Below are 24029 nucleotides of genomic sequence, written 5' to 3' on the forward strand. Positions count from 1 at the left end.
TCTCAAATGAGAGGCGCTTCTAAAATAATTTTAACGAGGCAACAAATAGTACGGACGCTATAAATTACGTCGGCACCATTTTATTGCTTCACAATCTTGAAAGTTTTTTGACCATCACTATTGTATACTCTAAGTGTATAGATTCCTTTTTCAAGGTGATCGATTGCTAAAGTAGCTTCCGAAGCATTGTTCAATGCTTTGTTTTCAATTAATACTGTTCTTCCATTCATATCAAACATCTCTACTCTTAAAGCAGCGGCGCTAGACGGATTAACGATATTCAATTGACTTGTTGCAGGGTTTGGATATACTGAAATATCAGTAAATAACTCTTCACCTAGCGATAAGAAATCACAAGTATCTAAAACTTTAATAGTAACGATTGAAGAATCGGCAGGACAAACACCATTATTAGCTACATAGAAGTAGTTGTAATTACCTGGAATCGGTTCTGCTTTCGGTTGTGAGTTTGGAAGCATAGTATTTGTAAAATCAAACCAATCACCACTTGTATCAACATTTCCTGTAAGGGCACCAAACAAATTGATTGGCTCATTCTTACAAACTGTGTCTGCGCCATCAAAACCAGCAGATGAAGGTTTAAATACGTTGATTGTTGCTGTAGTTGTATCATAACATACGTAGCGCTCAACATAAAATATTTCATAAGAACCTGCTGGTAAATATGTTACCCCAAGAATAGAGTCTTGGGATATGAAACTTTGTTGACTTGGGAAAGACCATTCACCTCCGCCATTTGGCTTAACAATGATGTTATCATTTAAGTTAACATTACTGTCTAATCTACAGATATCAAATGATCCATCAACACCACCAAGACTGATACAGTCATCAATTCTTACATCATCTAATAAAATATCATTGTAATAAGAGAAACTTGTAGTGAGTGTTTTGTTAACCATGAAACGCACTTGAATAATATTACCTATAAAAGGGCTCAAATCATAATTTACAAACTCCCAGTCTGGACTATCTCCTCTCAAAGTGTCCAATAACGTCCATGAAGTCCCATCATACACTTCAATAATCAACGGAACATTATCTCCAGGGTTATTCGTATTGTTACTGAACCACTCAAAAGATAAATAAGGAGTTGCTAATTGTGAAATATCAATCTGTGGAGTAATCAACATCACACTATCACCATAAGGTGAATTTCCATCAACTTTTACAAATTCACCAGCATTTCTTCCATTGTTAGCAGCAGCATAATCTCCTTGGTCATTAAAGTTCCAGAAATTATTTACACTAGTGCTTGGATCAGCAGAAAGATTATCCCAACATTGTGGTTGTGATGCATTGTTAAATCCTTCATAAAAAGGAGCTATCATAGGTGGTGACTGTACAAAAATCGCTGTTGAAGAATCTAAAAGACTGCTATTTGAACATGTCACTTCACATTTGTAATGGGTACTCGCTGTCTGAGTTATTGTCTCATTTGGTGATGTTGCTCCAGCAATGGGTGTCCAAGGACCAGTAGCTGTTGGTGCAGATAACCATTGGTAAGTAATTCCTGCTGCAGGAGTACTTCCAGAAAGCGAAAGACCAAAAGCTCCGCAAGCTAAAGAAGGAGCAATTGCAGTTCCACCACTTGGTGTACCTGTACAAGGAGCCGGAGAGGTATAATACATCTCAACTCTACTAATCGCACCAGAACCTGGCTCCCAAGAATAATTTGGAGCGGGTCCAGCTGTAATATTCCCTTGGTAAATCAATCGGTTCAAAGTTAAAGACTGCCCCAATATAGTACTTGGATAAGGACCTCCTGTCACTGAATAACTATTACTTGTCCCAGCTTGACCCAAAATTCCAATAATATCTCCCTGATTTACCAATATGTTCACACTTTGAATAACATTATTGGGTGCTCCTTGGATATATGAAAGCGTAGTAAAATTAGTTGAACTTGTTGCATAAGTCACAGGAGTAGCATCATTAATTTTCATTATATGAATATTTTGTGTTCCTGGTCCAGCATCTGCAGGAACTCTAACTCCTGTAATGATAAAAGAAGTAGGGGCAGTAAACCAATAACCTCTAACGCTTCCTGAATAAGTATTACCAAAATTAGGTAAGGGCATCATGGTTTGTGCCGTAGTTTGTGCATGAGTAGCAAACACCAATAATACCACGAACATATAACGCCAAACAGCATAATTCTTATTATGGTTTTTTAAGCAATTGTGTAAAATTTTCATAAATAAATAGTATTAAATTAAGGTAGCTTCTAACTTATATATATTTAAACAAAGAGTAGAAGCTCCTTAGACTCTTTGAAGTCTTTTCATTATTTTATAAAGATTAATAATACACCCAAACTATAGTTAACTTTTTTTTAATTTCAATCACCAAAAGAGGCATATTTAATAAATTTATCGATCCTTTGGAGTCCATAAACCTAAAAGCTTTGTTTTGGTATATTTAAATTATAATTCGTTAAATATTAATTCAACCATCTGATTGTTCGTGTAGATACAGTGTGTCTCATTTGTAATTAGTGTTTTGTAAATAAATAGTGTTTATATCCATAAAGATATCGTGCAAATAATCAAAGACATCTATAACCAAAAGTACAATTTTTTCTTCATTAGAACAAATTGAGGAAAAACTGAATTTTGGAATCCTGAAATCCTTGTTATCAAGGCAGTATGATTATTAACCGGTAAAAGACGCATTAACTTTTTACAGCTGAAATCCTTCTATAAGAGGTATGAATCAGGGTTCCGATTTTTTTTGAACAGAACTTCGATTTTATTTCCTTTAATGAAGCGTTGATAAATTTGAATGTCAAAGTGACAATGGCTTTTACCTTTGACCCCTGTTATATTTCTAAATCTGGAAAAAATACATTTGGAACTACTTACTCTTGGAGTAGCTGTGCTGGAAAAACCATATGGGGATAGGAACTATGTGGTTTGGTAATATTGGATTTGTAAAGATCAACTCCTGACATTTAAAAACTTCACAAGCTTTGTATTTTTCTTATCAAAGACTTAAAAATATTTAGTTTTCTTGTGTACACTAATTATAAGTTAATGAAAAATAAAACATAAAAAAATAGAGATACAAATTCATGTATCTCTATTTCTATTTTAAGTAATTAATATTTTACTGTTTCACAACTTTGAAAGTCTTCTGACCATCGTTGTTGTATACTCTAAGTGTATAGATTCCTTTTTCAAGGTGATCGATTGCTAAAGTAGCTTCCGAAGCATTGTTCAATGCTTTGTTTTCAATTAATACTGTTCTTCCATTCATGTCAAACATCTCTACTCTTAAAGCAGCTGTGTTAGACGGATTCACGATATTTAATTGACTTGTTGCAGGGTTTGGATATACTGAGATATCAGTAAATAACTCTTCACCTAGCGCTAAGAAATCACAAGAATCTAAAACCTTAATAGTAACGATTGAAGAATCTGCAGGACAAACACCATTATTAGCTACATAGAAGTAGTTGTAATTACCTGGAATCGGTTCTGCCTTTGGTTGAGAATTAGGAAGTGCTGAATTTGTAAAATCATACCACTGTCCACCAAAATCAACATTTCCGCCAATTGCAGCAAACAAATCGATTGGTTCATTCTTACAAACTGTGTCTGCACCATCTGTACCAGCAGATGAAGGTCCGAATACATTGATTGTTGCTGTAGTTGTATCATAACAAACATAACGCTCAACATAATATACCTCATAAGTACCAGCTGGTAAATAAGTTACCCCAAAGATTGAATCTTGCGTTAAGAAAGCAGGCTGGCTTGGGAAAGACCATTCTCCTCCACCGTTTGGCTTAACAATAATGTTATCATTTACGTTAACATTACTGTCTAATCTACAGATATCAAATGATCCATCAACACCACCGAGACTGATACAGTCAGCAACTCTAAACTCATCCAATAAAATATCATTGTAGTAAGAGAAGCTTGTAGTGAGTGTTTTGTTAACCATAAAACGCACTTGAATAACATTACCTATGAAAGCGCTTAAATCATAATTTACAAATTCCCAATCTGGACTATCACCTCTTAAGGTATCCAATAACGTCCAAGACGTTCCATCATTTACTTCAATAATCAAAGGAACATTATCTCCAGGGTTGTTTGTATTGTTACTGAACCACTCAAAAGATAAGTAAGGAGTTGCTAATTGTGAAATATCAATTTGCGGAGAAATCAACATTACACTATCGCCATAAGGTGAATTTCCATCAACCTTTGTAAATTCTCCAGCATTTCTTCCATTGTTTGCAGCAGCATAATCTCCTTGGTCATTAAAGTTCCAGAAATTATTTACACTAGTGCTTGTATTTGAAGACAAATTCTCCCAACATTGTGGTTGAACAGCATTGTTAAATCCTTCATAAAAAGGAGCTACAGCAATTCCACAATCAGTGTAGAAAGTCAAAGGACCTCTCCAAGCACTTGAATCTCCTGCTCCACAATCAGACCTCACATAGAAGTCATAGTTTGCGCTTGGGTTCAATCCTGTAACTGTAAATGGATTTGTGTTGGCCACAACTTCAGTACCATTCCCTTGGATATATCCGTTTAAACCATATTCAATAATCCATGATGAAGCTGAATTTAATTCAGTCCAACTTAATTCTGCAGTTGTTGTAGAAACCGTTATAGTATCTAAATCTAAAGGAGGCAAGCATGATGGAGGAGTAATTACATTAATAATATAATCCTCAGCTTCGGCACTGTTTCCGCTACATGGTAGTGGATTTGCAGTAAGGTCATCTGCAATTACACGCATTCTGTGTTGTCCTACTGTAGCTCCTAATGGAATTGCGAAGGATCCTGCTGCTGGAGTATTTGTATATCCCGCAGAAGAATAAGCTTGTTCTGATACATCAAATATAAAGTCATCATTCCAATCTACATAAATAACAATTCCATAAGAGAATGTGCTACTTGTTTCGATAGAGAAATCGATTGTCTGTGTTTCATAAGCATCCATTACTATTGTAGTAAAATCTGAATAACCTGGACTTGTTGTACCAGGCCCTGACGCAGGGTTACTAATATCTACAATTGCTCCATTTGTAATAAAAGAAGTAATGAATTTAGGACTCCCATTGGTTACAGTATAATCACAATACTGATTAGAGAAAAGATAAGGTCCAGCCCAAGCACTTATATCTCCACCTCCACAATCTGTTTGCACGTAGAATTCATAATCTGTATTTGGTGTAAGTGTGATATTATAAGGATTGGTGACACCATTTTGAAGATTACCTGCAGCAGATCCAGGTGTAAACCCAGCAACACCCCATTCAAGATTCCAAATAGAAGAACCGTTGTTTTCTGTCCACGTTAAGTCAGCTGATGTTCCTGTAATATTAGTTGCAAGAAGTCCAGTTGGTTTTAAACAAGTTGGGGCTTCAAAAATCGAAACATCATCAATAGCAATATCGTCATAAAAGTCAGTACCATTTATTTCGTCTACAACAAATCTAGCCTGAATATCACCAGTAATTGTCAAGTTATTTAAATACACTTCAATTTCTTCCCAACTATTATTCATGGTATTTGAATTGCTTGTAAAGACGCCTATATTCCATGCAGCACCATCCCAAACGTCAACTGAAAAGTTTACATTTGTATAGCCTTCGTTGTCACTTATTAAGTAAAAGGTCAACATTGGAACATTTAATCCCGTAACATCAACAAAAGGAGTAATTAAAGAAGTACCTATTGAATTTGGGGATGAATCGTCAACCCATGCAAAATAACCACCACTTGCTGTTGTACCATTTAAAGTACCATTAGTTCCAATGTGATTAAATCCACCTGTATTGTCAAACTTCCAATCTTCACCATTCGACAAACCTTGTTCCCAACATGTAGGAAGAGCGCCTCCATTTTCAAAATCTGAAATCCAAGGAGCTACCTCTGTTCCACAAAGTGTCATAACACTCAATGGACCTAAAACATAATCATCATTTCCACTGTTACAGTTTTCTGTGATGATTACATGGTAAACTGAATTTGCTGTTAAACCAGTTATGTTTTCAGTATTTGAAACTCCTGTAATTAAACCAGAAGAACTAAATCCTGTACCTGGTGTAAATCCTGCCGGGCCATACTCAATTTCATAATCATCATTTCCTGAACCGTGATCCCAAGTTACATCAAAACCAGTTGAGGTAACATTAGTGAATGTAGTATTTGAAATAACACCACAAACTAAACCTAAAGGAAGTGATTGATTGTAAGTTGAGCTAATTTCACCAGCAGTTAAAGCGCGGTTGTATAAACGAAATTCATCCATCGCACCATCTACACCGTTACTGCTAGAGTTACCCTGAGTTCCTACACCAAATCCATTACCTGTGAAACTTAAATTAGTTGCTTGGGTTAAAGAATTTACTGAAACTCCATTTACATAAGCTTCACTAAGACCAGTTGACGCAGTATAAACAACTGTAATAATATTTGGCACAGTTGTTCCCAAAACGTTAGTTATTTGAAGATCTGTCCATCCAGTTCCTCTCACAACAAGTCCGTTAGCTGGAGCTACTCCACCACCAAAACATCTAAAACCTGATGCTGTTGCGTCTCCAAAAAGATAACTTGTTCCAGTAGGCTGATTCATATCAAGCCAAAAAGAAATTGTCCAATCTCCTGTTAAAGCAGTCGGCCAATTGGTATTAATATTGTTGGCTGTCCCTGATGTCCCAGTTCCAACAAGTGCAGATCCAAACTGCCCAACACCCGCTTGAGTGAAATTACCATTTATTGCTCCAGCTCCCGGGGTACCAGGATTAGCAAAATTTTGAACTGTTGTTCCTGACTGGTCGAATTTATAATATAAGACCTCTGGAAGGTTGTTTGTCCAAATGCATGTAAAGCAAAAAGCATTGTGACAAACCCCATAAATTTAATGTAGTTTGTTTTCATAATAATAGTTTTTTGCAAGATAGGGTAAATAAATAAATTGATAAAGTAAATTACTCTAAAATCAGAATATAAATTTTCAGTACACCTCTATAAACCAGTGACAACGGGCGATAAAGTCATGATAAACAATTCCGTCTCTATCAAGTTTCCGCTTACTATGCACGCACTATTTAATGCAAAAAACGCCTCCCAAATGAGAGGCGTTTCTTGTTAATTTAACAACATCTAAAGATTGCTTAAACTATTATTGTTTTACAATTTTGAAGGTTTTTTGTCCATCGTTATTGTAAACTCTTAAAGTATAAATTCCTTTCTCAAGGTGATCAATTACTAAAGTAGCAACAGATGCATTACTTAATATTTTGTTTTCAACCAATACAACACGTCCATTCATGTCTAGCATCTCTACTTTTAAAGAAGCTGTGTTAGATGGGTTAGCTATATTCAATTGACTTGATGTTGGATTAGGATATACTGAAATATCAGTAAACATCTCTTCTGCAACAGACAAAAAATCACAATCTGGTCTTACTCCTACCTCTACAGTTGCTGTATCCGCTGGACAAACACCATTATTGGCAATATAAGTAAAGTTATATTGACCTGGGATATTTGCTGCTTTTGGCTGAGAGTTTGGAAGCGGTGTATTCGTAAAATCAAACCACTGTCCACCCATATCTATGTTACCTGATAATGCTTCAAAAAGATTAATTGGTTCATTTTTACAAACAGAAAGTGATCCATCACTACCTGCAGAAGAACTTCCAAATACATTGATTGTTGCGAAAGTCGTATCATAACACACCGTTCTTTCAACATAGAAAACATCGTAAGTACCTGTTGGTAAATAAGTCACTTCTAGAATTGAATCTTGGCTAAGGAAATTTGGCTGTCCAGGGAACGACCATTCACCTCCACCGTTTGGTTTAACTATAATGTTGTTGTTTAAGTCAACAGTATTGTCTAACCTACAAACGTCTAATATACCGTCAACACCACCAAGATCGCTACAGTCATCAATTCTAACTTCATCCAGTAAAATGTCGTTGTAGTAAGAATAACTTGCAGTAACTGATTTATTAACCATGAAACGTATTTGTACTAAATTGTTTGAGTATGCACTTAGGTCATAATTAACAAACTCCCAATTAGGACTATCACCTTTAAGTGTATCAATAAAATTCCAGTTGTTACCATCGAACAACTCAATAATTAAAGGAACGTTATCCCCTGGGTTATTCGTATTGTTACTGAACCATTCAAAAGATAAAAATGGATTATTCAATTGAGAGATATCAATTTGAGGAGTAACTAACATTACACTATCAGCGTATGGTGAGTTCCCATCAACTTTGGTAAATTCTCCAGCATTTCTTCCATTATTTGCTGCTCCGAAATCTCCTTGGTCATTAAAGTTCCATGTGTTATTTACACTAGTACTCACTGTAGATGATGTATTATCCCAACACTGTGGTTGAACAGCATTGTTGAATCCTTCGTAATAAGGTGCAACAGCAATTCCACAAGCTGTATAAACAGAGAAAGGTCCTCTAAAAGCACTTAAATCTCCATTTCCACAATTAGATTGCACATAGAAATCATATTGCATACTTGGATTTAAACCTATAATTGTAAAAGGGTTACTTGTAGCAGCTGCCATTGTTCCGTTACCCGGAGTAAATCCACTTACACCATACTCTATATTCCAAGCAGTAGAACCGTTTAATTCATTCCACATTAATTCAACAGAGTTTGTAGTTGTGCTTACTGTATCAATATCTAATACAGGAAGACAGGATGGAGGCGAAACTATTTCTAAAGTATAATCTTCAGCTTCTGCACTACTTCCTGAACATGCACTAGGTGTACCTCCTAAATAATCAGAAACTACTCTCATTCTGTATTGACCAACTGGGGTTCCGGCTGGAATCATTACTGAACCAGAAGTAGGCATAGCAGTGTATCCTGAAGATGAGTAAACTTTTTCTGCTGGACTAAAAGCAAAATCATTGTTTAAGTCAACAAAAATAGAAGTACCATACGTTGAAGTATTACTTGCTTCGATTGTAAAATCAATAATTTGTGTTTCATAAGCTTGTAAAACAATTGTTGAGAAATCAGAATAACCAGAAGTAGTTATTCCAGCTCCAGAGCTTAAGTTACTAATATTCTGAACTGCACCAATTGTTGTAAAAGAACTGATATGTTGAGGAGAAGAACTTGAAATTGTGAATGCACAATAATCATTAGAGAAGAAGAAAGGACCAGCCCATCCACTTAGGTCACCATTTCCACAGTCAGATTGAACGTAAAATTCATAATCCGTCATTGGTGTAACTGTAAAAGTGTAAGGATTATTAGCCACTCCATTTACTGTAGTTCCGTTACCAGGTAAAAATCCGGCTGCACCATATTCTATATTCCAAGATGTAGCTGAGTTAATTTCAGTCCATCCAATCTCTGCAGAATTAGAAGTTAAACCTGAAGTATAAATGTTTTGTGGAGGTAAACAAGACGGAGCAGCAACTATTTCGATTGTATAATCCTCTGCTTCAGCATCAGACTGCCCACAAGGCCCAGGAGTTCCACCTCCTAAATATGCAGCAATAACTCTCATTCTGTACTGTCCCATCGCCGTTGCGGCAGGAACAGTAAATGAATTAGACAGTGGTAATGATGTATACCCTGTTGTTCCATAAACTTTTTCAGCAGGATCAAAAGTAAAATCATTATTCCAATCAATAAAAATTGACACTCCATAAGTAGAAGTGTTACTTGCTTCAATGGTAAAATCGACTGTTTGGGTCTCGTAAGACTGTAAAACAGTTGAAGTGAAGTCAGAATAGCCTGATGTTGTAGTGCCTTGACCTGATCCTATGTTATTAATATTCGTAACAGCTCCTGTCGTAACAAAGTTATTAATATGTTTAGGAGAACTTGATGTTATTATGTAATCACAATATGTTTGCGCATTAAGATTTGAGCCAAATGTAAAAGCTGTAAAAAGCATCAAACCTTTTAGTAAATTTTTCTTCATGTATTTTAGTATATAGTTTAATAATTGAACCCAAACATAGCCCTAAATCCGAATTTAGGAGTTGAAAAAATGTTAAATATTTGGAAAAGATTTACACCTCTAAATGTTAAGTATAGCTGAGGACCTAGCGGTTTTACACAATCTTTTTATTACAGAATATCACCTCCAAATTAATAACCATTTGACAACATGATCAATAGAGGGTTAAAACGTTTTAAAACGCTATGGATGTTCTAATGAAAATACTAAAATCAGAAAGAAGAAATATTTTAGTTTTATAAAAGCAAAAAAGGGAGCTCCGAAGAAACTCCCTTATTCAATTGATTATTGTCTATTATAACTTCAATAACAAACGCAACATAATATTTCTTCCAGCTTGTGGATAGTAAAAATTCTCTTGTGTTCTGTCTCCACCTACTAAATAAGAAAAGGTGTAACCATTGTTTTCGTACATTTCATTGAATAAATTATTGATTCGACCACCTATTGTGATTTCTTCGAAACCTAGAGCAGCAAAACTATAAGATAGATCTAAATGACTTACGAAATAAGCATCCATAGAACGAGATTCATTTGATGTATTGTCAAGGAATTGTTTTCCAACGAATTTATTCATCAAGCTTATTCTTAATCCTTTTACTGGAGCGTAATTTAAAGCTAAACCTGTAATTATAGAAGGTGAAAATGCTAAATCTGTTGTTCCATATTCAATAACTGTTTGTGGAATTGTGTTGAATGAAGCATCATAACTGTCCACATATTCCACAAAGTTTTTGATCTTGTTTTGACTCAATGAAAGATTAGCCGTAATACCTAATTTCTTCAGGATTTGATAACCTCCTTCTAATTCTAATCCTAAACGGTAACTTTCGTCCACATTTGTTCTTGTGTAACCACCAACATCATTGATTTCTCCTGTTAAAACCAATTGATTATCATACAACATATGGTAGATATTTGCATTTAAGAAAGCTTTCTTGTTTGTTAACCTGTAACCCGCTTCTAAATTGTATAAAACTTCAGCTGACGGTCTGTTGGCCAATGTTTTTTCACGGAAATCTTTTCTAACAGGTTCACGATTTGCAATTGCATAAGAAGCATAAACAGAGTTCTGTGCATTGAAACGGTAAGACAAACCCGCTTTTGGATTAATAAAATTATAAAATACTCTTTGATCCAACTCAGCAATTTCTCCGTTAACTTCATCAATTCCTAAAAACTGATAATCGATGTGTCTGTATTGAGCATCAGCAAAAAACGTAAACTTCTTCCATTCATAACTTGCTTTAGCAAAGAGATTACCATCATATTTTGTGGATGTATTGTCGTAATATTTATCTCCTTTTTTATTGTTCGGCATATATTCCGCCCAAATAACATCTCCAAAGTGATCTCCAACATACTTATTTAATCCTCCACCTAAAACAAGTTCAAGACCTTTATTATTAGCATAATTGAAATTAAAAACTCCACCACCAAAATGATTATCTAACCACCTTCTTCTGATTAAATCCATTCTATCAATTGAATCACCATTCACAACGATAGGTGCATAACCATATTTAGAAAACTTATCATCGGTTTCATAATTTTCATAATATCCAAGACCTCTCGTATAATGTCCTGCAACTTTCATGTTCCAATTTTTGTTGAACTGATATGCATAATGCAATTGGTAATGATCTTGCTGATAATTGTCCGTTTCGTTTTCGTAGGTGTAAGCATTATAAGTTCTTCCAGAATTCAATAAGTTTTCCAAATCTGAATCAGACAAACCGTTGCGACCTGCGTAGTCAATCATGGCTTGTTCATCACCCTCTACTCTACTCTCAGGAGTTCCATACCAAGCTTGATATGTTTTTTCTTTCCCACTGAAGATATTTAATCTTAAAGTCGATTTTTTACCGTGATATGCTCCAGAAAGAAAATAAGATTTCAAATCTGCACTAGATCGGTCAATATAACCTTCAGATTTAATTCTCGAAAGTCGCGCATCAACTGTAAACTTGTTATTAATCATTCCTGTCCCTACGTTTACAGAATTTCGGATGGTATTGAAAGAACCGCCAGAATTATCAATAACTGCGTAAGGTTTTTGCTTGAGTTTATTGGTTGCAATATTAATACTTGCACCAAATGCTCCAGCACCGTTAGAAGATGTTCCCACCCCACGTTGAACTTGCATGCTTTCAATTGAAGAGGAAAAGTCGGGCATATTCACCCAGAAAACTCCTTGTGATTCTCCATCGTTCATTGGAATTCCATCTACCGTTACGTTGGTTCTTGTTGGATCTACTCCCCGAATTCTAAATCCAGTGTAACCAACTCCAGCACCTGCGTCTGATGTTACAACAGTTGATGGCATTGACGATAACAAATATGGCAAATCTTGACCATAATTTTGCTTTTCGATGTCTTCTGCACTAATATTTGTATAAGTTGTCGGCGTTTTTTTATTTGCCCTAACTGCACGCACATCAATTCCTTCTTGCATAAAGAAAGAAGGCTTCATAGAAAAGTTAACCACTTGATTTTTGTCCAACACGATGGTTTGAGACAATGTTTCATACCCAAATAAACTTGCTTTCAGTTCGTAGGTACCATTTTTAAGATTTTTGATGACAAAATCGCCATCTGATTGAGTAATTGCTCCGGAATTCTGTCCAACAACGAAAACGGTTGCACCAGTAAGTGCTTCACCGACATCATTTTGGACTTTACCAGAGATTTGTAATTGTGCGATTGCACTTGATGACAGCAATAAAGCTGCTGTCAAAGCTTTCATAACATTTCTTGTTTTCATGTTGTAAAACATTTAACAAGAATCAGGGGCTAATTCTTGGATTTATAATAATCCGATTGTTATCGGATTCGAATTAACACTATTGTTTCTTGGTCATCTTCCCGCCGCAGGTACTAGCCTGATCCGGTTCAATGGGTATAATCTCAGTCCGTCAGTTGACGGACACCCCTTAGAGACGCGGCAAAGATATGAATGAAATTTGATTCTTAACGATAAATTTTAAATAACTCATGCCGCTTCAAATAAACTAGTTCAATCGTAGAATGAAAAATTAAAAATGAAGAATGAAAAAGGTGAAATCCTAAAATACGACGATGTGTTTTGGAATATAATTATACCCCGAAAATTTCAAGAACCTTTTTATTTCTGAATTCAAAAATTTCTTTCACTTTACTTTTGACGAACAAAGCATGAGCGATTTTTCCGAAAATTCCAAAGGGAATAACGTAAGATAAAATGTCTTCCATTTCTACTCCGCCTTCTACTTTTCTGAAATGATGTTCATGGTGCCAGATTTTGTATGGGCCTTTTCTTTGTTCATCGACGAAATAAGATAAATGCTCAACTTTGGTGATTTCTGTAATCCAATTCATCGGAATATTTAACATTGGAGTTACTGTATATTCGATCATCAGACCTTCATACATTTTCTCTGGAATTTCATTTTTCACATGAAAACCCATATAAGAAGGAGTGATTTTTTTCAAGTTATTAGGTGATGAGAAAAAGTCCCAACATGTTTCTAAATCCGTTGGAACAAATTGCTTATGTTTTAATTGATACATTTCTGTTGTGTTTTGGTATAGAACAGATAGGGAGGGATTTTGTTTTAGAAGATTAATGAAAAAAGAAAATCCATTTTTTATAATGATTAGTATTTGAGGAATAAAAGAATTAATTTTAATTTGTAGAAAACAGTACTCAGATAAATTACATAGCTAATAAATTAGATACAATGCCCCTTGTTACAATAATGACATCTGATAATAATATTGACATTCATATGATGAAAGGTAAACTCGAAAGCGAGGAAATCACATGTTATGTTTTTGATGAAAATATTGTGACCCTTAACCCTCTTTTCAATATTGCAGTAGGAGGAATTAAACTCAGGGTCCACGAATTGGATGCCGAAAAAGCAAAAGATATAATTAAAGAGATCAATTCAACTCCATCGAGAGATGAATTTCAAAATGTGATAAAATGTCCTCAATGTGGTTCTGAAAGTTTGTATACAAACTTTAGATCAATGAAAGGAATTTTCGGATTAATTTCAGCAATTATCTCTTTTATACTATCCATATTCCCGATTTACTTTAAATCAGTATATAAATGCAAGGCGTGTGATTTCGAGTTTAAAGGGTAGAGAGAGGTCTAAAAAACTGTTTTAAAACATTTCTCTCCACTATTCCTTCTCCTCCTTAGCAAACCTCACAGGGAAATCTTTTTCATTTCCATACAATTTGATTTCTTGAATATCTGCTGGCATACTGAACCCTCCTTTTTCTAATGCTTCTTTGACGTTTCTAATTACATTTCCTTTTGTGATCAATGCGCTTTTTCTGAAGTCTTTTGTGTCTACCCAAAAGTAAACTTTTAGATTTACTGTGCTAGTAGCTAGTTCGTCTTCGATTACAAAGTTTTCATGTTCTTCGTCTGAAATCACATCTGGCTCAACCCTTAAAGTGTTTAGAATTGCAATTTTTGCTTCGCTGATATTATTTTCATAAGCGATACCCACAATAAATTCCCAACGGTAAAAACCATCTTCTGTGTAATTGGTAACAGGCTTTGTAAGCACATCGCTGTTGGGTATGTAGACATCCTTTCCATCAAAGGTTTTTAGTTTTGTGTAGCGAAATTCTAATGCTTTTACTTTTCCGAAGTTTTCTCCAATTTCAACCGTATCGTTAACATCATAAGGTCTGTTGAAAGCCAAAATTACGCCTGCTATAAAGTTCTCACCAATGTCTTTAAAGGCAAATCCTAATACAACCGCACCTGCGCCCGCTGCCGTTAAAACTCCAGTAGCTATTGAGCCTAAACCAGCAGCTTTAAGTGCCAACATTATTGCAATTAAGATTAATGTTATTTTTATTGCTCTACTCAAAAAGCGACTCATTAATGGATCTTGCGTTTTTTTCGATATGCGTTTTAATGCAAATCGTCCTATGACAGAAGCTATTAAAACTCCCAAAATTATGATCAACAATCCTAAGCCAATTCCAGGCAATTGATGGACAAATTCATTAAAGAATTCAACAAACGAATCTGCAATAGATTTTGCTGAAGCTGGTTCTGTAATTATAGGTTTTGCCATATTTTTATTTTTTCTATTTAATGATTTCTATGTTTTCAGTTGAAAAAATAAAGATTTTAAACTTAATCTCAACAATTCATGATGATTTTCTTTTAAAAAGACACGGAGGTTAAAAAATCAAAGGTTTCTTTTAAAAGTAAAATCAGTCCTCTTATTCACGGGAAAACACTTTAAATTAATTGGAATAATTACAGATATCGAAATAAAACAAACTGCATAAATGTTAAGAAATCAGAAATATCATTTCCGAAAACTTGAAACGAAAGCCCCTTATTAAATGCTAATAAAAACGTTCTAAGTCTTTAAAAACAAGATGAAAAGCAGAATTTTATTACCATTTCAAAAGGTGGTTTAGCGTTAAATCTGTATGAGTACCTTACTGTAGGAATGTCATTTATTTCACTTTTTTTTATTATTTTCCGGTAAAAATAAAACAAATATCATGTCACTACTCACAATTATTTTGAACATTTTACTTCCGCCATTAGCTGTATTTTTAAATCACGGATTGAGCGGAAAACTATTAATTAGCTTATTACTCACTCTAGTTGGATGGTTACCTGGAGTAATTTATGCTTTTTATGTGAATCAATAAGTTTGGAGGTTAAATTCTCGCTTTTCGTTGAAAAGGATATTAATTGATTTAAAAACGAGATACAATTTACTCTGTAATTTTGTGATTTCGGAAAGAAAAATATCAAATAAAGAGGGCTCTGTATGAACTACTGTGGGTAAACAATTTTAATCCTTCGAAAAATTAATAGTTCGTCTACGAATTTAACTGTAACCTACAAGAGTTGTGTTTTACAAGTATTTATCAAAATTATCATTTCATTTTCATAAGAAAGCACATGAAAGCCAGTATTTCGAATGGTTATTACCGGCGGGACGGCATATTAATAGCCAAGCACGTAAGTCCTTGGCTATTAACAAATAGATATAATACAAAACCACTCAAAATCATATAGCTCCATAATAAGTTGAATTGGGATAGGAAAACACTATTGAATTCATAGAAAACCATTAATCAGAATCAACGAATTATAAGAATTATCTTATTTTTAATGAAACATCTGAACTTAGTCACAAATCCTGTGTTTTATGCAAGTAAAGTGACTCATTCAGATAAAAATGGAATGAAATAAACGCTTTAACTTTTATAGATAAGCAATAAATTATGATAAATAAAAAGACAGCATTAATTACAGGAGCCAGTAGCGGAATAGGTAAAGAATTTGCTCATATACATGCCGAAAAAGGCGGGGATTTAATCATCGTTGCGCGAAGTGAGGACAAACTGAATGCATTAAAAAACGAACTTGAAAAAGCGTTTAAAATTAATGTATTTGTAATTCAAAAGGATTTAACGGCTCCTAATTCAGCTAAAGAAATCTATGAAGAAGTTCATTCTGCCGGATTAAAAGTAGATTATTTAATTAATAACGCAGGATTCGGTGGTTTAGGGAAATTCCATGAAAGAAAGTTAGAGGATGATTTAGCCATGATTAATCTAAACATAAGTGCTTTGACTGCATTAACACATTATTTCTTACAAGATTTCACTAAAAATAATTCAGGAAAGATTCTTAATGTTTCTTCAACTGCAAGTTTAATGGCTGGTCCACTTCAAGCTGTTTATTATGCAACCAAAGCTTATGTAACGTCATTTAGCAATGCAATTGCAGAAGAATTAAGCGGAACGAAGGTTACTGTCTCCAACTTAATGCCTGGCGCAACAGAATCAGAGTTTGGTAGAATATCTGGAATGGATAAAACAGTACTTTTTAATAAAACCGCCAGTGCAAGACAAGTCGCAGAACAAGGTTATAATGGTATGCTTAAAGGAAAGCTAGATGTTATTGCTGGTCTGCCTTTTAGCCAGAAATTAATGTTTAAAATGATTCCTTTTCTTCCTAAAAAGTTGCTGTTGAAGCAGGTTAAGAAGATGCAAGATATTTGATTTCCACCATGGATTATAATCCTTGCTGGAATTCCACACTATTGCTGGATTTATATTCTAAATTTCCAATCCGTAATAAGGTGAAATCATAATGTATACCACAACTCCAGTAACGGCCACATACAGCCAAATTGGGAATGAAAAACGCGTCCATTTCTTATGTTTCTCAAATGCTCCTTGCCACGCATAGAAATACGTGAAAAGCACTAAAGGAACTACACCAACACTTAAAATAATATGTGAAATTAGAATGGTGTAATAAACAATTGGGAATTGACCTCCGTAAGATGTACTGTCTGACGTAATGTGATAAACGATGTACAATACCAAGAACATCAATGAAAAACCTAATGCTGTTTTCATGAGATTTTCATGCAGCTTGTATTTTTTGTTTCTAACTGCTAATACTGCACTTACCAACAAAATAGCTGTTATTCCATTAATTGTTGCATAAATTGAGGGTAAAAATGAAAAATCCATTCCTTCTGGCTTCACTTTAATTTCAAAAAGTAAAGCTACGGCCACAGGAATAACAATAGATAAAGCAACAATAATCTTCTTGAAAGACTTTATTTGAGCTGGGGATTTCACTTTAGTTTGCATCTAGTAATTTTTTAGCGTCTTCAATTAACTGGTTTCGACTATCTTCATCTAGTCCATCATAAACGCCTCGAATATGTTGATTCTTGTCAATTAAAACGAAATTTGGACTGTGTGCATAACCTCCAGGGGAATTCTCATCGGCATTCGCGTGAATTTGAAATCCCTCTAACCCTAATGTGTGCGTTTCGGCTTCATCACCTGTTAAGAAGAACCAATTTTCAGCTGTAATTTCATGACGTTTTCTGTACAAACGCAATCTTGCTGGTGTGTCTCTGTCTGGATCGATAGAAAATGATAGAAAATTCAGGTCTTTCTGGTAAGCACTTAATGAATCATTAACTCCTCGCATGGCTTTCGTCATAGGTGGACAAATGGTTGGACAATAAGTAAACATAAAGTCTACAATCCATACTTTATTATCAATATCATCTGAACTTAAGAAGATTGAATCTTGCGTTAAATAATTCCATTTTGGAACCTTATGAAACATAGTGTCACCAACTTCGTAACCTTCTATTGCTTCATAAACGATATCGTGATGACCAATAAATGGTAGATTTACTCTTTTCTGTTCGTCTTTAGAATCAGAACAAGCGAAAAGTAAAGTGAATAAAAAGAGAGTTGATAAAGTTAAAGATCTATTTCTCTTCGTTTTTGATTTTGTCATCTTTGTCATACTGCTTCTGTAAAAGTGCAACGTGCTGCTTATAATCACGAATTAAACCTTCTTGATTACCTCTTCTAACAAGTCGCAATTGATTTTCTTTGTCCACAATAAGCATTGTTTCAAGGAAAGATTTTCCTGCAAATGTGCTGTCTGAAGTGGTAGAATAAAGATTTATTCCATTATTTTCTATATCGTAAATTTGCTTAGGGTCTCCTGTAACTAGATTCCAGATTGTAGAGTCATAACCTTCAATCACATCATTCAATGTATACAATAATTCATCGATGTTATCTACTGGATTTCCATCTTGATCTGTTACAACAGAGATGATTTTAATATGACCTAAACTCTTCTGATTTTTTCTGTAGTCTTGATAAATTTGAAGATTAAACTTAAAAAGATCTATAGCACAGTGCTGTGGACAAGAAGTTTGAATAGTGGTAAAAAGCGTGATTTTACCTTCTTGCGTTTCATTGTTAACCAACTTTCCATTTGCTCCAACAAATTCATATTCTGGCATTTCAGAATAAATTGGTAATGTTTGGAAGTTGTGTTCGCATTTCCCCATTGTGATCAAAACCAAAGCAGATGCTGGACCGAAAACAATTATCATCATAAGAAGCGGTTTAAGAAAACCGCCTCTTTTTTTATTTTTTGTCAAAACAATATGTTTTTGAAAAATTACATTTTCATTCCTACAGCTGCACCTTCAGTCAACCCAACAAATATTAGGTAAAATATAAAAATAAGGTACGGCAAAAGAATGATCCATTTGAACGCTTTCTTCTCGTCACCAAGGTGCATAAAAGATAAGACAATGTATCCAGCTTTTACTACTGTTAGTATAATGAAGATTACTTTAATAGCATGCCAACTGAAGCTATCTCCTTGTTTAAATATCAATCCGCAAATTACTTCGAAAAGTGTAACCAAAGAAAGTATCAATGTTACTTTCCAAATCTTTTTCCTCATTTTCTTACCCTCCTCTTCAGAATGGTGATTATATAAAGAATATTCTATAATGTCGTCTCTTTGTTCCATGTTTTAAAATATACAAGTGAATAACTGCGCTTACAATTAAAATTTATATCAAGTAGAAGAATGTAAATACAAACACCCATACTAAATCGACAAAGTGCCAATAAAGTCCACCTTTTTCAACCATTTCATAATGGCCTCTTTTGTGGTAAGTACCTTTCAATACGTTTAAGAAAATAACGATGTTAAGGATAATACCAATTGTAACGTGGAATCCGTGAAATCCTGTTACGAAGAAAAAGAAGTGACCATAAGTTTGTGGTCCATATTCGTTTTCATGAAGGTTAGCTCCATAAACTACGTTTCCTTTTGAAAGTGCCTCATAATATAAAGCGACAGAACCTTCTTCTTCATGAATACGGGTTGTTTCGTCATCAGCAGAAGAAAGTGCGTGTAATGTCCCAGCTTCTTTAACAATCAACTGAAGACCTTGATCTGCATCTTTATTAACTCGAGCTACTGTTCCATCGTGCAAAGTAATCATCATAGCACCTGCAGTACCTGATAAGTTTCTTTTTGCTGCTGCATGTTGAAATGCGTGCATTAAGTCACCATCTTCTTTGGTAATGTTGTCATTGGTAATTAACTCACCGATTCCTGCATAATGCGCTCCTGGTTTAACGATTTCGAAGCTTTGGATTTTTCCAAACTCTCCTTTAGCCGTTGCAACAGAACCGTCACTTAACTCCACTCTACCAAATTTAGTTCCGTGGATGAAGTGTGACCACTCCCAAGCTTGAGAACCAACGAAAATAAGTCCACCTAAAACAGTTGCAAGCATCCATTTAGTAACTCCTTTTCTGTCCATTCTATGTCCTGCTTCAACAGCAAGTACCATAGTTACAGAACTTATAATTAGGATAAAAGTCATCAATGCTACATAAGCAAGTGGATAACTACCGTGTAAGAATGGTAAGGCATCAAATGTTTCTTCACCAATAGGCCATGATCCTCCATAAGAGTATCTTGTAAAACCATAGGCGATTAGGAATCCTCCGAATGTCAAAGCATCCGATACAAGGAAAAACCACATCATTAATTTACCGTAACCTACGCTAAAAGGGGAACCTTTTCCGTCCCATCCTACGTTAGCATTAATTTCATTAGAAGCGTGTCCCGACATTTTTCAATTAGTTTTGTGTGCGAATTTAATGAATAAAAAGTAAAAATAGTAATAAATATAACCATAAAACACCTAAAAAGTGCCAGAAGATAGATCCAGCGCCTAAAGATATGGCCATTTTATAAGCATTCTCAGCTGTATATGAACGAATTGACATCACTATCAACATTATCAATCCAGCTACAACATGCAACAGGTGCAATATAGTAATTACGTAGAAATAAGCCGTACTCATGTCTTTATTTCCTCTTAAAAGTTTATTTTGAAGATTCGCACTAAGTGGTTTCCCCTTATACATTAACGTACGTTCTTTATAATCTAGTTCGTTTCCATTATAGTACAACTTAAAATCTTTACCCATTTCACCTTGCATAAAGAAATCTGCTCTATCATCTTTTACGTTTTGAGCTAAATCTCTTAATCTTCTAAAATCTAATTCTTCTAGTCGCTCACCATTTGGACGAATAAATTCGCCATCAATGAAAGTTAAAGGTTCACTCTTATATAATAATGTAAATTCACCATAGTTGATATTCTTTCCTTTTAAATCGGATAAACTAGGAACAGTAAACTGATCAGCGAAAGCTTGTAAGTTTTTCTTATCGTCTCCTTCGATCTTTTTATCATTAAGATAAAACTGATTATTATCAACAGTTAAATATTCTCCACCTTTTTTAATCTCGTAGTAATCTCCGTAACGGCCATCATCAACAATTACATTAGTTACCCAATGCGCACCGCTTTTAACGAGTGCTTTATATCCTAAAAATTGAAAAACACCAAATCCTATCCCTAACAATAGTGTTGTAACAACCATTAGACGTGCACGAGAAACATTCCCTGCTTTTGCCGCTCTTGTAGCACCAATGAGTACAATACTACTTAAGATAATAATTGCGGTACTTACAAAAAATGCTTTTGGCAAATCAACTTTCACCCAAAAGCTATCTCCCATAGAAACAATATAAGCGGAGGTAAGTCCGGCAAACATCATACTAATACTTACACAAACTATCCAAACTAAGTTTTTTTTAGCTTTCGCCTGTACCTCTCTTGGATATGAATCGTCAAAATTCCTTTTCATGACTTTATTTATTTTTTTGCTTCTTTCTTAAAATAGGTAATTCACACTATGTAAAAAAGAAATATTTATCAATGACATAAACAAACTGGATCAAAGGTAAATAAATGAATGATGCAAACATTAATTTTCTAGCGTCTTTGTCTTCTAATGTCAAATACAGTTTATATGCATATAAAAAGAAGAGCAATCCTAAAACTGAAGCTGCCAATACACTAAAAGGTCCTACGAAATTAAGTACCCATGGAAAAAGTGAAAATGGAATCAATAATAATGCTGAGAGTGCTATTCTAAATGCTGAAGTTTTAGATTTTCCAGACATTGAGGGCAATAAATAAAAATTAGCTTTTTGATAATCGTCGTGTGCTACCCAAGCAATTGCCCAGAAATGTGGTAATTGCCAAACGAATTGAACAAAGAATAATGCGCCTGGCATTGCTGAAAACTCATTCGTTACTGCAATTGCTCCTAACATTGGAGGAATTGCTCCTGGAAATGCTCCCACAATCACAGCCCATGGTGTAACTTGTTTTAATGGAGTATATATAAATGAATAAGAAACATAAGCGATCAAACCTAGAATCATTGAATTCAAATTTAGCTGATAAAGCATCCATGAACCAATAACCAAAGAAAGTATTACAACAGTATATGCTTCAGCAAGGCTCATAGAACCACGTGGAAGTGGACGTTTTTCAGTACGCGCCATTTTTTTATCTAGGTCTCGCTCCCAAATTTGATTACTCCCGTTACTTGCTGCTGTCACTAAAAGTCCACCTACTAAAAGGTAAAAAGCTTCTAACCATGTTCCGCCACCAGCAAATAAAAATCCTGACAACGCGGAGATAATCACAGAAAATGATAACCTGAACTTTGTGAAGAGTCCGTAATCTTTAAGTTTTGAATTCTCAGCCATGACCTTTAAACAGGTTTTTTTATTTCTAAAATGTGGGACAAAATTAATGATTATTTTAGCTAAACTTAACAAATTCCAAATCAATATTGATTCCTTGTCCTATGAATTGCCCTTTGACATTGTTTATCTAGTGATTACACTACTTTTAAGCCTTCAAAAATTGATATTAAAATGCTGTTTTTCTCATGTTAAATTCAAGTTTAGATGAATCATCATTTTCCAAAACCTGATAAAACTCAATTTTATATTCACATTAAAAACTTTAGGATTGATTAGCTTTGCAAAAAACTTATAGCAGATGTATCAATATTGGGATAAAAAATCAGAGGAAGAAATTAAAGAAATTGTTTTCGGTTCTTTGGCTAAAAACATTAATTACGATGAGCAAAATGTATTGGGTGTTCCAGCATCTTACTTAGATAAAACAGTTTTTAGTCAGGATGCAGCTTTTTTAAAAGATGCTCCATTTCTTTCTACCTTGATTAAGAACCCAAACCACATTGGATGTCATACTATAGGTGCTTCAGAACCATTCTTTGCTGGAACACATGAAATAGAGAAAGATTTAATTAAAATCTGTGCTCACGATATATTACATGGAGATAAAGAAGAAGAATTTGATGGCTATGTTGCTTCTGGAGGAACAGAGGCTAACATGCAAGCCATTTGGATATACCGTAATTATTTCAAGCAAGAAAAAGGTTTAAAAAATGAGGAGATTTGTATCCTGACTTCACAAGACAATCATTACTCAATGGACAAGGCTGGAAATGTTTTCAGTCTACCCGTTCAAAAAGTTGGAGTTTCAGAAAATGGTCGTTTTATTTCAGAAGAAAGTGTTCAGGCTGCTGTTGACATTCAAAAAGCAAAAGGTGTAAAAGCCTTTATCGTTGTTGCTAATATGATGACCACAATGTTTGGTTCTATTGACGAACCAGAGTTTTATTCGACAGTTTTAGAAAGAGAAGGTTTAGACTATTTCATTCATGTAGATGGTGCTTATGGCGGTTTTTACTTTCCTTTTTCTCAAAAAGAACATCATTTAGACTTTAGAAATCCGAAAATTACATCTGTTACATTGGATGCACATAAAATGGCACAAGCTCCTTATGGGACAGGAATATTTGTGATCAGAAAAAACTATATGCGTTACGCCAACACCAAAGAAGCGAGTTATGTTGAGGGAGAAGATTCAACATTAATTGGAAGTCGATCTGGTGCAAATGCTGTTGCCGTTTGGATGATTTTATCGAAATACGGACCTTATGGTTGGATGGAGAAAATTTTCATTCTCCAGAAAAGAGCAGCTTGGATGTGTGAACAATTAGATGACTTAAAAGTTAAGTATTACCGTCATCCGTCTTCTAACATCATAACAATTAAAAGCGAATTTATCACAGCAGAAATCGCTAAAAAATACGGACTAGTCCCAGATAATCACCACGCTCCAAAATGGAATAAGATTGTGATTATGGACCATGTTACTATTGAAAGATTGAGTGAGTTGATTGAAGAGCTTAAATAATTATTAATGGTAAATTATTAATTATTA

17 protein-coding genes and 1 riboswitch are annotated in these 24029 nt (G+C 34.5%); of the genes, 4 read left to right on the forward strand and 13 right to left on the reverse strand.

Annotated elements, in window-relative coordinates:
• Positions 1 to 80: 80 nt before the first annotated feature.
• From ERX46_RS07545 to ERX46_RS07565, 5 genes are all read right to left on the reverse strand, one after another.
• A complete protein-coding gene (locus ERX46_RS07545) occupies positions 81 to 2219 on the reverse strand; it encodes a T9SS type A sorting domain-containing protein (protein ID WP_130093254.1) in 2139 nt (712 codons plus the stop codon).
• 910 nt (positions 2220 to 3129) lie between these two features.
• The gene (locus tag ERX46_RS07550) at positions 3130 to 6909 is read right to left on the reverse strand and encodes a fibronectin type III domain-containing protein (protein ID WP_317127190.1); all 3780 of its coding nucleotides are present in this window, start codon (positions 6907 to 6909) and stop codon (positions 3130 to 3132) included.
• 264 nt (positions 6910 to 7173) lie between these two features.
• Complete coding sequence (locus ERX46_RS07555; RefSeq protein WP_130093256.1) at positions 7174 to 9966, reverse strand: GEVED domain-containing protein; 2793 nt, start codon at positions 9964 to 9966, stop codon at positions 7174 to 7176.
• Between the two features lie 334 nt (positions 9967 to 10300).
• Positions 10301 to 12769, reverse strand: a complete 2469-nt coding sequence (locus tag ERX46_RS07560; RefSeq protein ID WP_207214140.1) for a TonB-dependent receptor — start codon at positions 12767 to 12769, stop codon at positions 10301 to 10303.
• Positions 12770 to 12851: 82 nt separating this feature from the next.
• Positions 12852 to 12949: riboswitch (TPP riboswitch) on the reverse strand.
• 152 nt (positions 12950 to 13101) lie between these two features.
• Complete coding sequence (locus tag ERX46_RS07565; protein WP_130093257.1) at positions 13102 to 13554, reverse strand: SRPBCC family protein; 453 nt, start codon at positions 13552 to 13554, stop codon at positions 13102 to 13104.
• Positions 13555 to 13742: 188 nt separating this feature from the next.
• On the opposite strand from ERX46_RS07565, the gene ERX46_RS07570 reads away from it, so the two are divergent.
• Positions 13743 to 14135: a putative signal transducing protein gene (locus ERX46_RS07570; RefSeq protein WP_207214141.1), complete on the forward strand. Its 393-nt coding sequence runs from the start codon at positions 13743 to 13745 to the stop codon at positions 14133 to 14135.
• A gap of 39 nt (positions 14136 to 14174) precedes the next feature.
• Here the strand turns inward: ERX46_RS07570 and ERX46_RS07575 are convergent, their stop codons facing one another.
• Positions 14175 to 15089 (reverse strand): mechanosensitive ion channel family protein, encoded by a 915-nt coding sequence (locus tag ERX46_RS07575; protein WP_130093259.1) that lies wholly within the window; start codon positions 15087 to 15089, stop codon positions 14175 to 14177.
• Between the two features lie 442 nt (positions 15090 to 15531).
• Here ERX46_RS07575 and ERX46_RS07580 point away from each other — a divergent pair, with 442 nt between their 5' ends.
• Together ERX46_RS07580 and ERX46_RS07585 are read left to right on the forward strand one after the other, a co-directional pair.
• Positions 15532 to 15684 carry a YqaE/Pmp3 family membrane protein gene (locus tag ERX46_RS07580; RefSeq protein ID WP_130093260.1) on the forward strand — a complete coding sequence of 51 codons (153 nt, stop codon included), beginning with the start codon at positions 15532 to 15534 and terminating at the stop codon, positions 15682 to 15684.
• A gap of 582 nt (positions 15685 to 16266) precedes the next feature.
• Positions 16267 to 17049 carry an SDR family NAD(P)-dependent oxidoreductase gene (locus tag ERX46_RS07585; protein WP_130093261.1) on the forward strand — a complete coding sequence of 261 codons (783 nt, stop codon included), beginning with the start codon at positions 16267 to 16269 and terminating at the stop codon, positions 17047 to 17049.
• A 57-nt stretch (positions 17050 to 17106) separates the two neighbouring features.
• Here ERX46_RS07585 and ERX46_RS07590 read toward each other — a convergent pair whose 3' ends face one another.
• From ERX46_RS07590 to cyoE, 7 genes are all read right to left on the reverse strand, one after another.
• Positions 17107 to 17652, reverse strand: coding sequence for a DUF420 domain-containing protein (locus tag ERX46_RS07590; RefSeq protein WP_130093262.1), 546 nt, complete (start codon positions 17650 to 17652; stop codon positions 17107 to 17109).
• On the reverse strand, positions 17642 to 18319 hold the full coding sequence (locus ERX46_RS07595; RefSeq protein ID WP_165366181.1) for an SCO family protein: 678 nt from the start codon (positions 18317 to 18319) through the stop codon (positions 17642 to 17644). Before ERX46_RS07595 ends, ERX46_RS07590 begins: the two co-directional genes overlap by 11 nt.
• Positions 18291 to 18935, reverse strand: a complete 645-nt coding sequence (locus ERX46_RS07600) for an SCO family protein (protein ID WP_130093264.1) — start codon at positions 18933 to 18935, stop codon at positions 18291 to 18293. Before ERX46_RS07600 ends, ERX46_RS07595 begins: the two co-directional genes overlap by 29 nt.
• A gap of 65 nt (positions 18936 to 19000) precedes the next feature.
• On the reverse strand, positions 19001 to 19360 hold the full coding sequence (locus ERX46_RS07605; RefSeq protein WP_242494551.1) for a cytochrome C oxidase subunit IV family protein: 360 nt from the start codon (positions 19358 to 19360) through the stop codon (positions 19001 to 19003).
• A gap of 43 nt (positions 19361 to 19403) precedes the next feature.
• Positions 19404 to 20480, reverse strand: coding sequence for a cytochrome c oxidase subunit 3 (locus tag ERX46_RS07610; RefSeq protein WP_242494552.1), 1077 nt, complete (start codon positions 20478 to 20480; stop codon positions 19404 to 19406).
• A 25-nt stretch (positions 20481 to 20505) separates the two neighbouring features.
• Complete coding sequence (locus ERX46_RS07615) at positions 20506 to 21564, reverse strand: cytochrome c oxidase subunit 3 (protein WP_130093265.1); 1059 nt, start codon at positions 21562 to 21564, stop codon at positions 20506 to 20508.
• A gap of 46 nt (positions 21565 to 21610) precedes the next feature.
• Complete coding sequence (gene cyoE, locus ERX46_RS07620; RefSeq protein WP_130093266.1) at positions 21611 to 22477, reverse strand: heme o synthase; 867 nt, start codon at positions 22475 to 22477, stop codon at positions 21611 to 21613.
• Between the two features lie 298 nt (positions 22478 to 22775).
• On the opposite strand from cyoE, the gene ERX46_RS07625 reads away from it, so the two are divergent.
• Positions 22776 to 24002: a pyridoxal phosphate-dependent decarboxylase family protein gene (locus tag ERX46_RS07625; protein WP_130093267.1), complete on the forward strand. Its 1227-nt coding sequence runs from the start codon at positions 22776 to 22778 to the stop codon at positions 24000 to 24002.
• Positions 24003 to 24029 lie beyond the last annotated feature (27 nt).

It is taken from the genome of Brumimicrobium glaciale (assembly GCF_004152935.1).
Taxonomy (GTDB): Bacteria; Bacteroidota; Bacteroidia; order Flavobacteriales_D; family Crocinitomicaceae; genus Brumimicrobium; species Brumimicrobium glaciale.

Bases quoted from the DNA above. Each gene is read 5' to 3' on its own strand.
- ERX46_RS07560 (WP_207214140.1), bottom strand. From the start codon at position 12,769: ATGAAAACAAGAAATGTTATGAAAGCTTTGACAGCAGCTTTATTGCTG.
- ERX46_RS07590 (WP_130093262.1), bottom strand. From the start codon at position 17,652: ATGCAAACTAAAGTGAAATCCCCAGCTCAAATAAAGTCTTTCAAGAAG.
- ERX46_RS07595 (WP_165366181.1), bottom strand. From the start codon at position 18,319: ATGACAAAATCAAAAACGAAGAGAAATAGATCTTTAACTTTATCAACT.
- ERX46_RS07570 (WP_207214141.1), top strand. From the start codon at position 13,743: ATGACATCTGATAATAATATTGACATTCATATGATGAAAGGTAAACTC.
- ERX46_RS07580 (WP_130093260.1), top strand. From the start codon at position 15,532: ATGTCACTACTCACAATTATTTTGAACATTTTACTTCCGCCATTAGCT.
- ERX46_RS07565 (WP_130093257.1), bottom strand. From the start codon at position 13,554: ATGTATCAATTAAAACATAAGCAATTTGTTCCAACGGATTTAGAAACA.
- ERX46_RS07625 (WP_130093267.1), top strand. From the start codon at position 22,776: ATGTATCAATATTGGGATAAAAAATCAGAGGAAGAAATTAAAGAAATT.
- ERX46_RS07610 (WP_242494552.1), bottom strand. From the start codon at position 20,480: ATGTCGGGACACGCTTCTAATGAAATTAATGCTAACGTAGGATGGGAC.
- ERX46_RS07585 (WP_130093261.1), top strand. From the start codon at position 16,267: ATGATAAATAAAAAGACAGCATTAATTACAGGAGCCAGTAGCGGAATA.
- ERX46_RS07605 (WP_242494551.1), bottom strand. From the start codon at position 19,360: ATGGAACAAAGAGACGACATTATAGAATATTCTTTATATAATCACCAT.
- ERX46_RS07555 (WP_130093256.1), bottom strand. From the start codon at position 9,966: ATGAAGAAAAATTTACTAAAAGGTTTGATGCTTTTTACAGCTTTTACA.
- ERX46_RS07600 (WP_130093264.1), bottom strand. From the start codon at position 18,935: ATGATGATAATTGTTTTCGGTCCAGCATCTGCTTTGGTTTTGATCACA.
- ERX46_RS07575 (WP_130093259.1), bottom strand. From the start codon at position 15,089: ATGGCAAAACCTATAATTACAGAACCAGCTTCAGCAAAATCTATTGCA.
- ERX46_RS07545 (WP_130093254.1), bottom strand. From the start codon at position 2,219: ATGAAAATTTTACACAATTGCTTAAAAAACCATAATAAGAATTATGCT.
- cyoE (WP_130093266.1), bottom strand. From the start codon at position 22,477: ATGGCTGAGAATTCAAAACTTAAAGATTACGGACTCTTCACAAAGTTC.
- ERX46_RS07615 (WP_130093265.1), bottom strand. From the start codon at position 21,564: ATGAAAAGGAATTTTGACGATTCATATCCAAGAGAGGTACAGGCGAAA.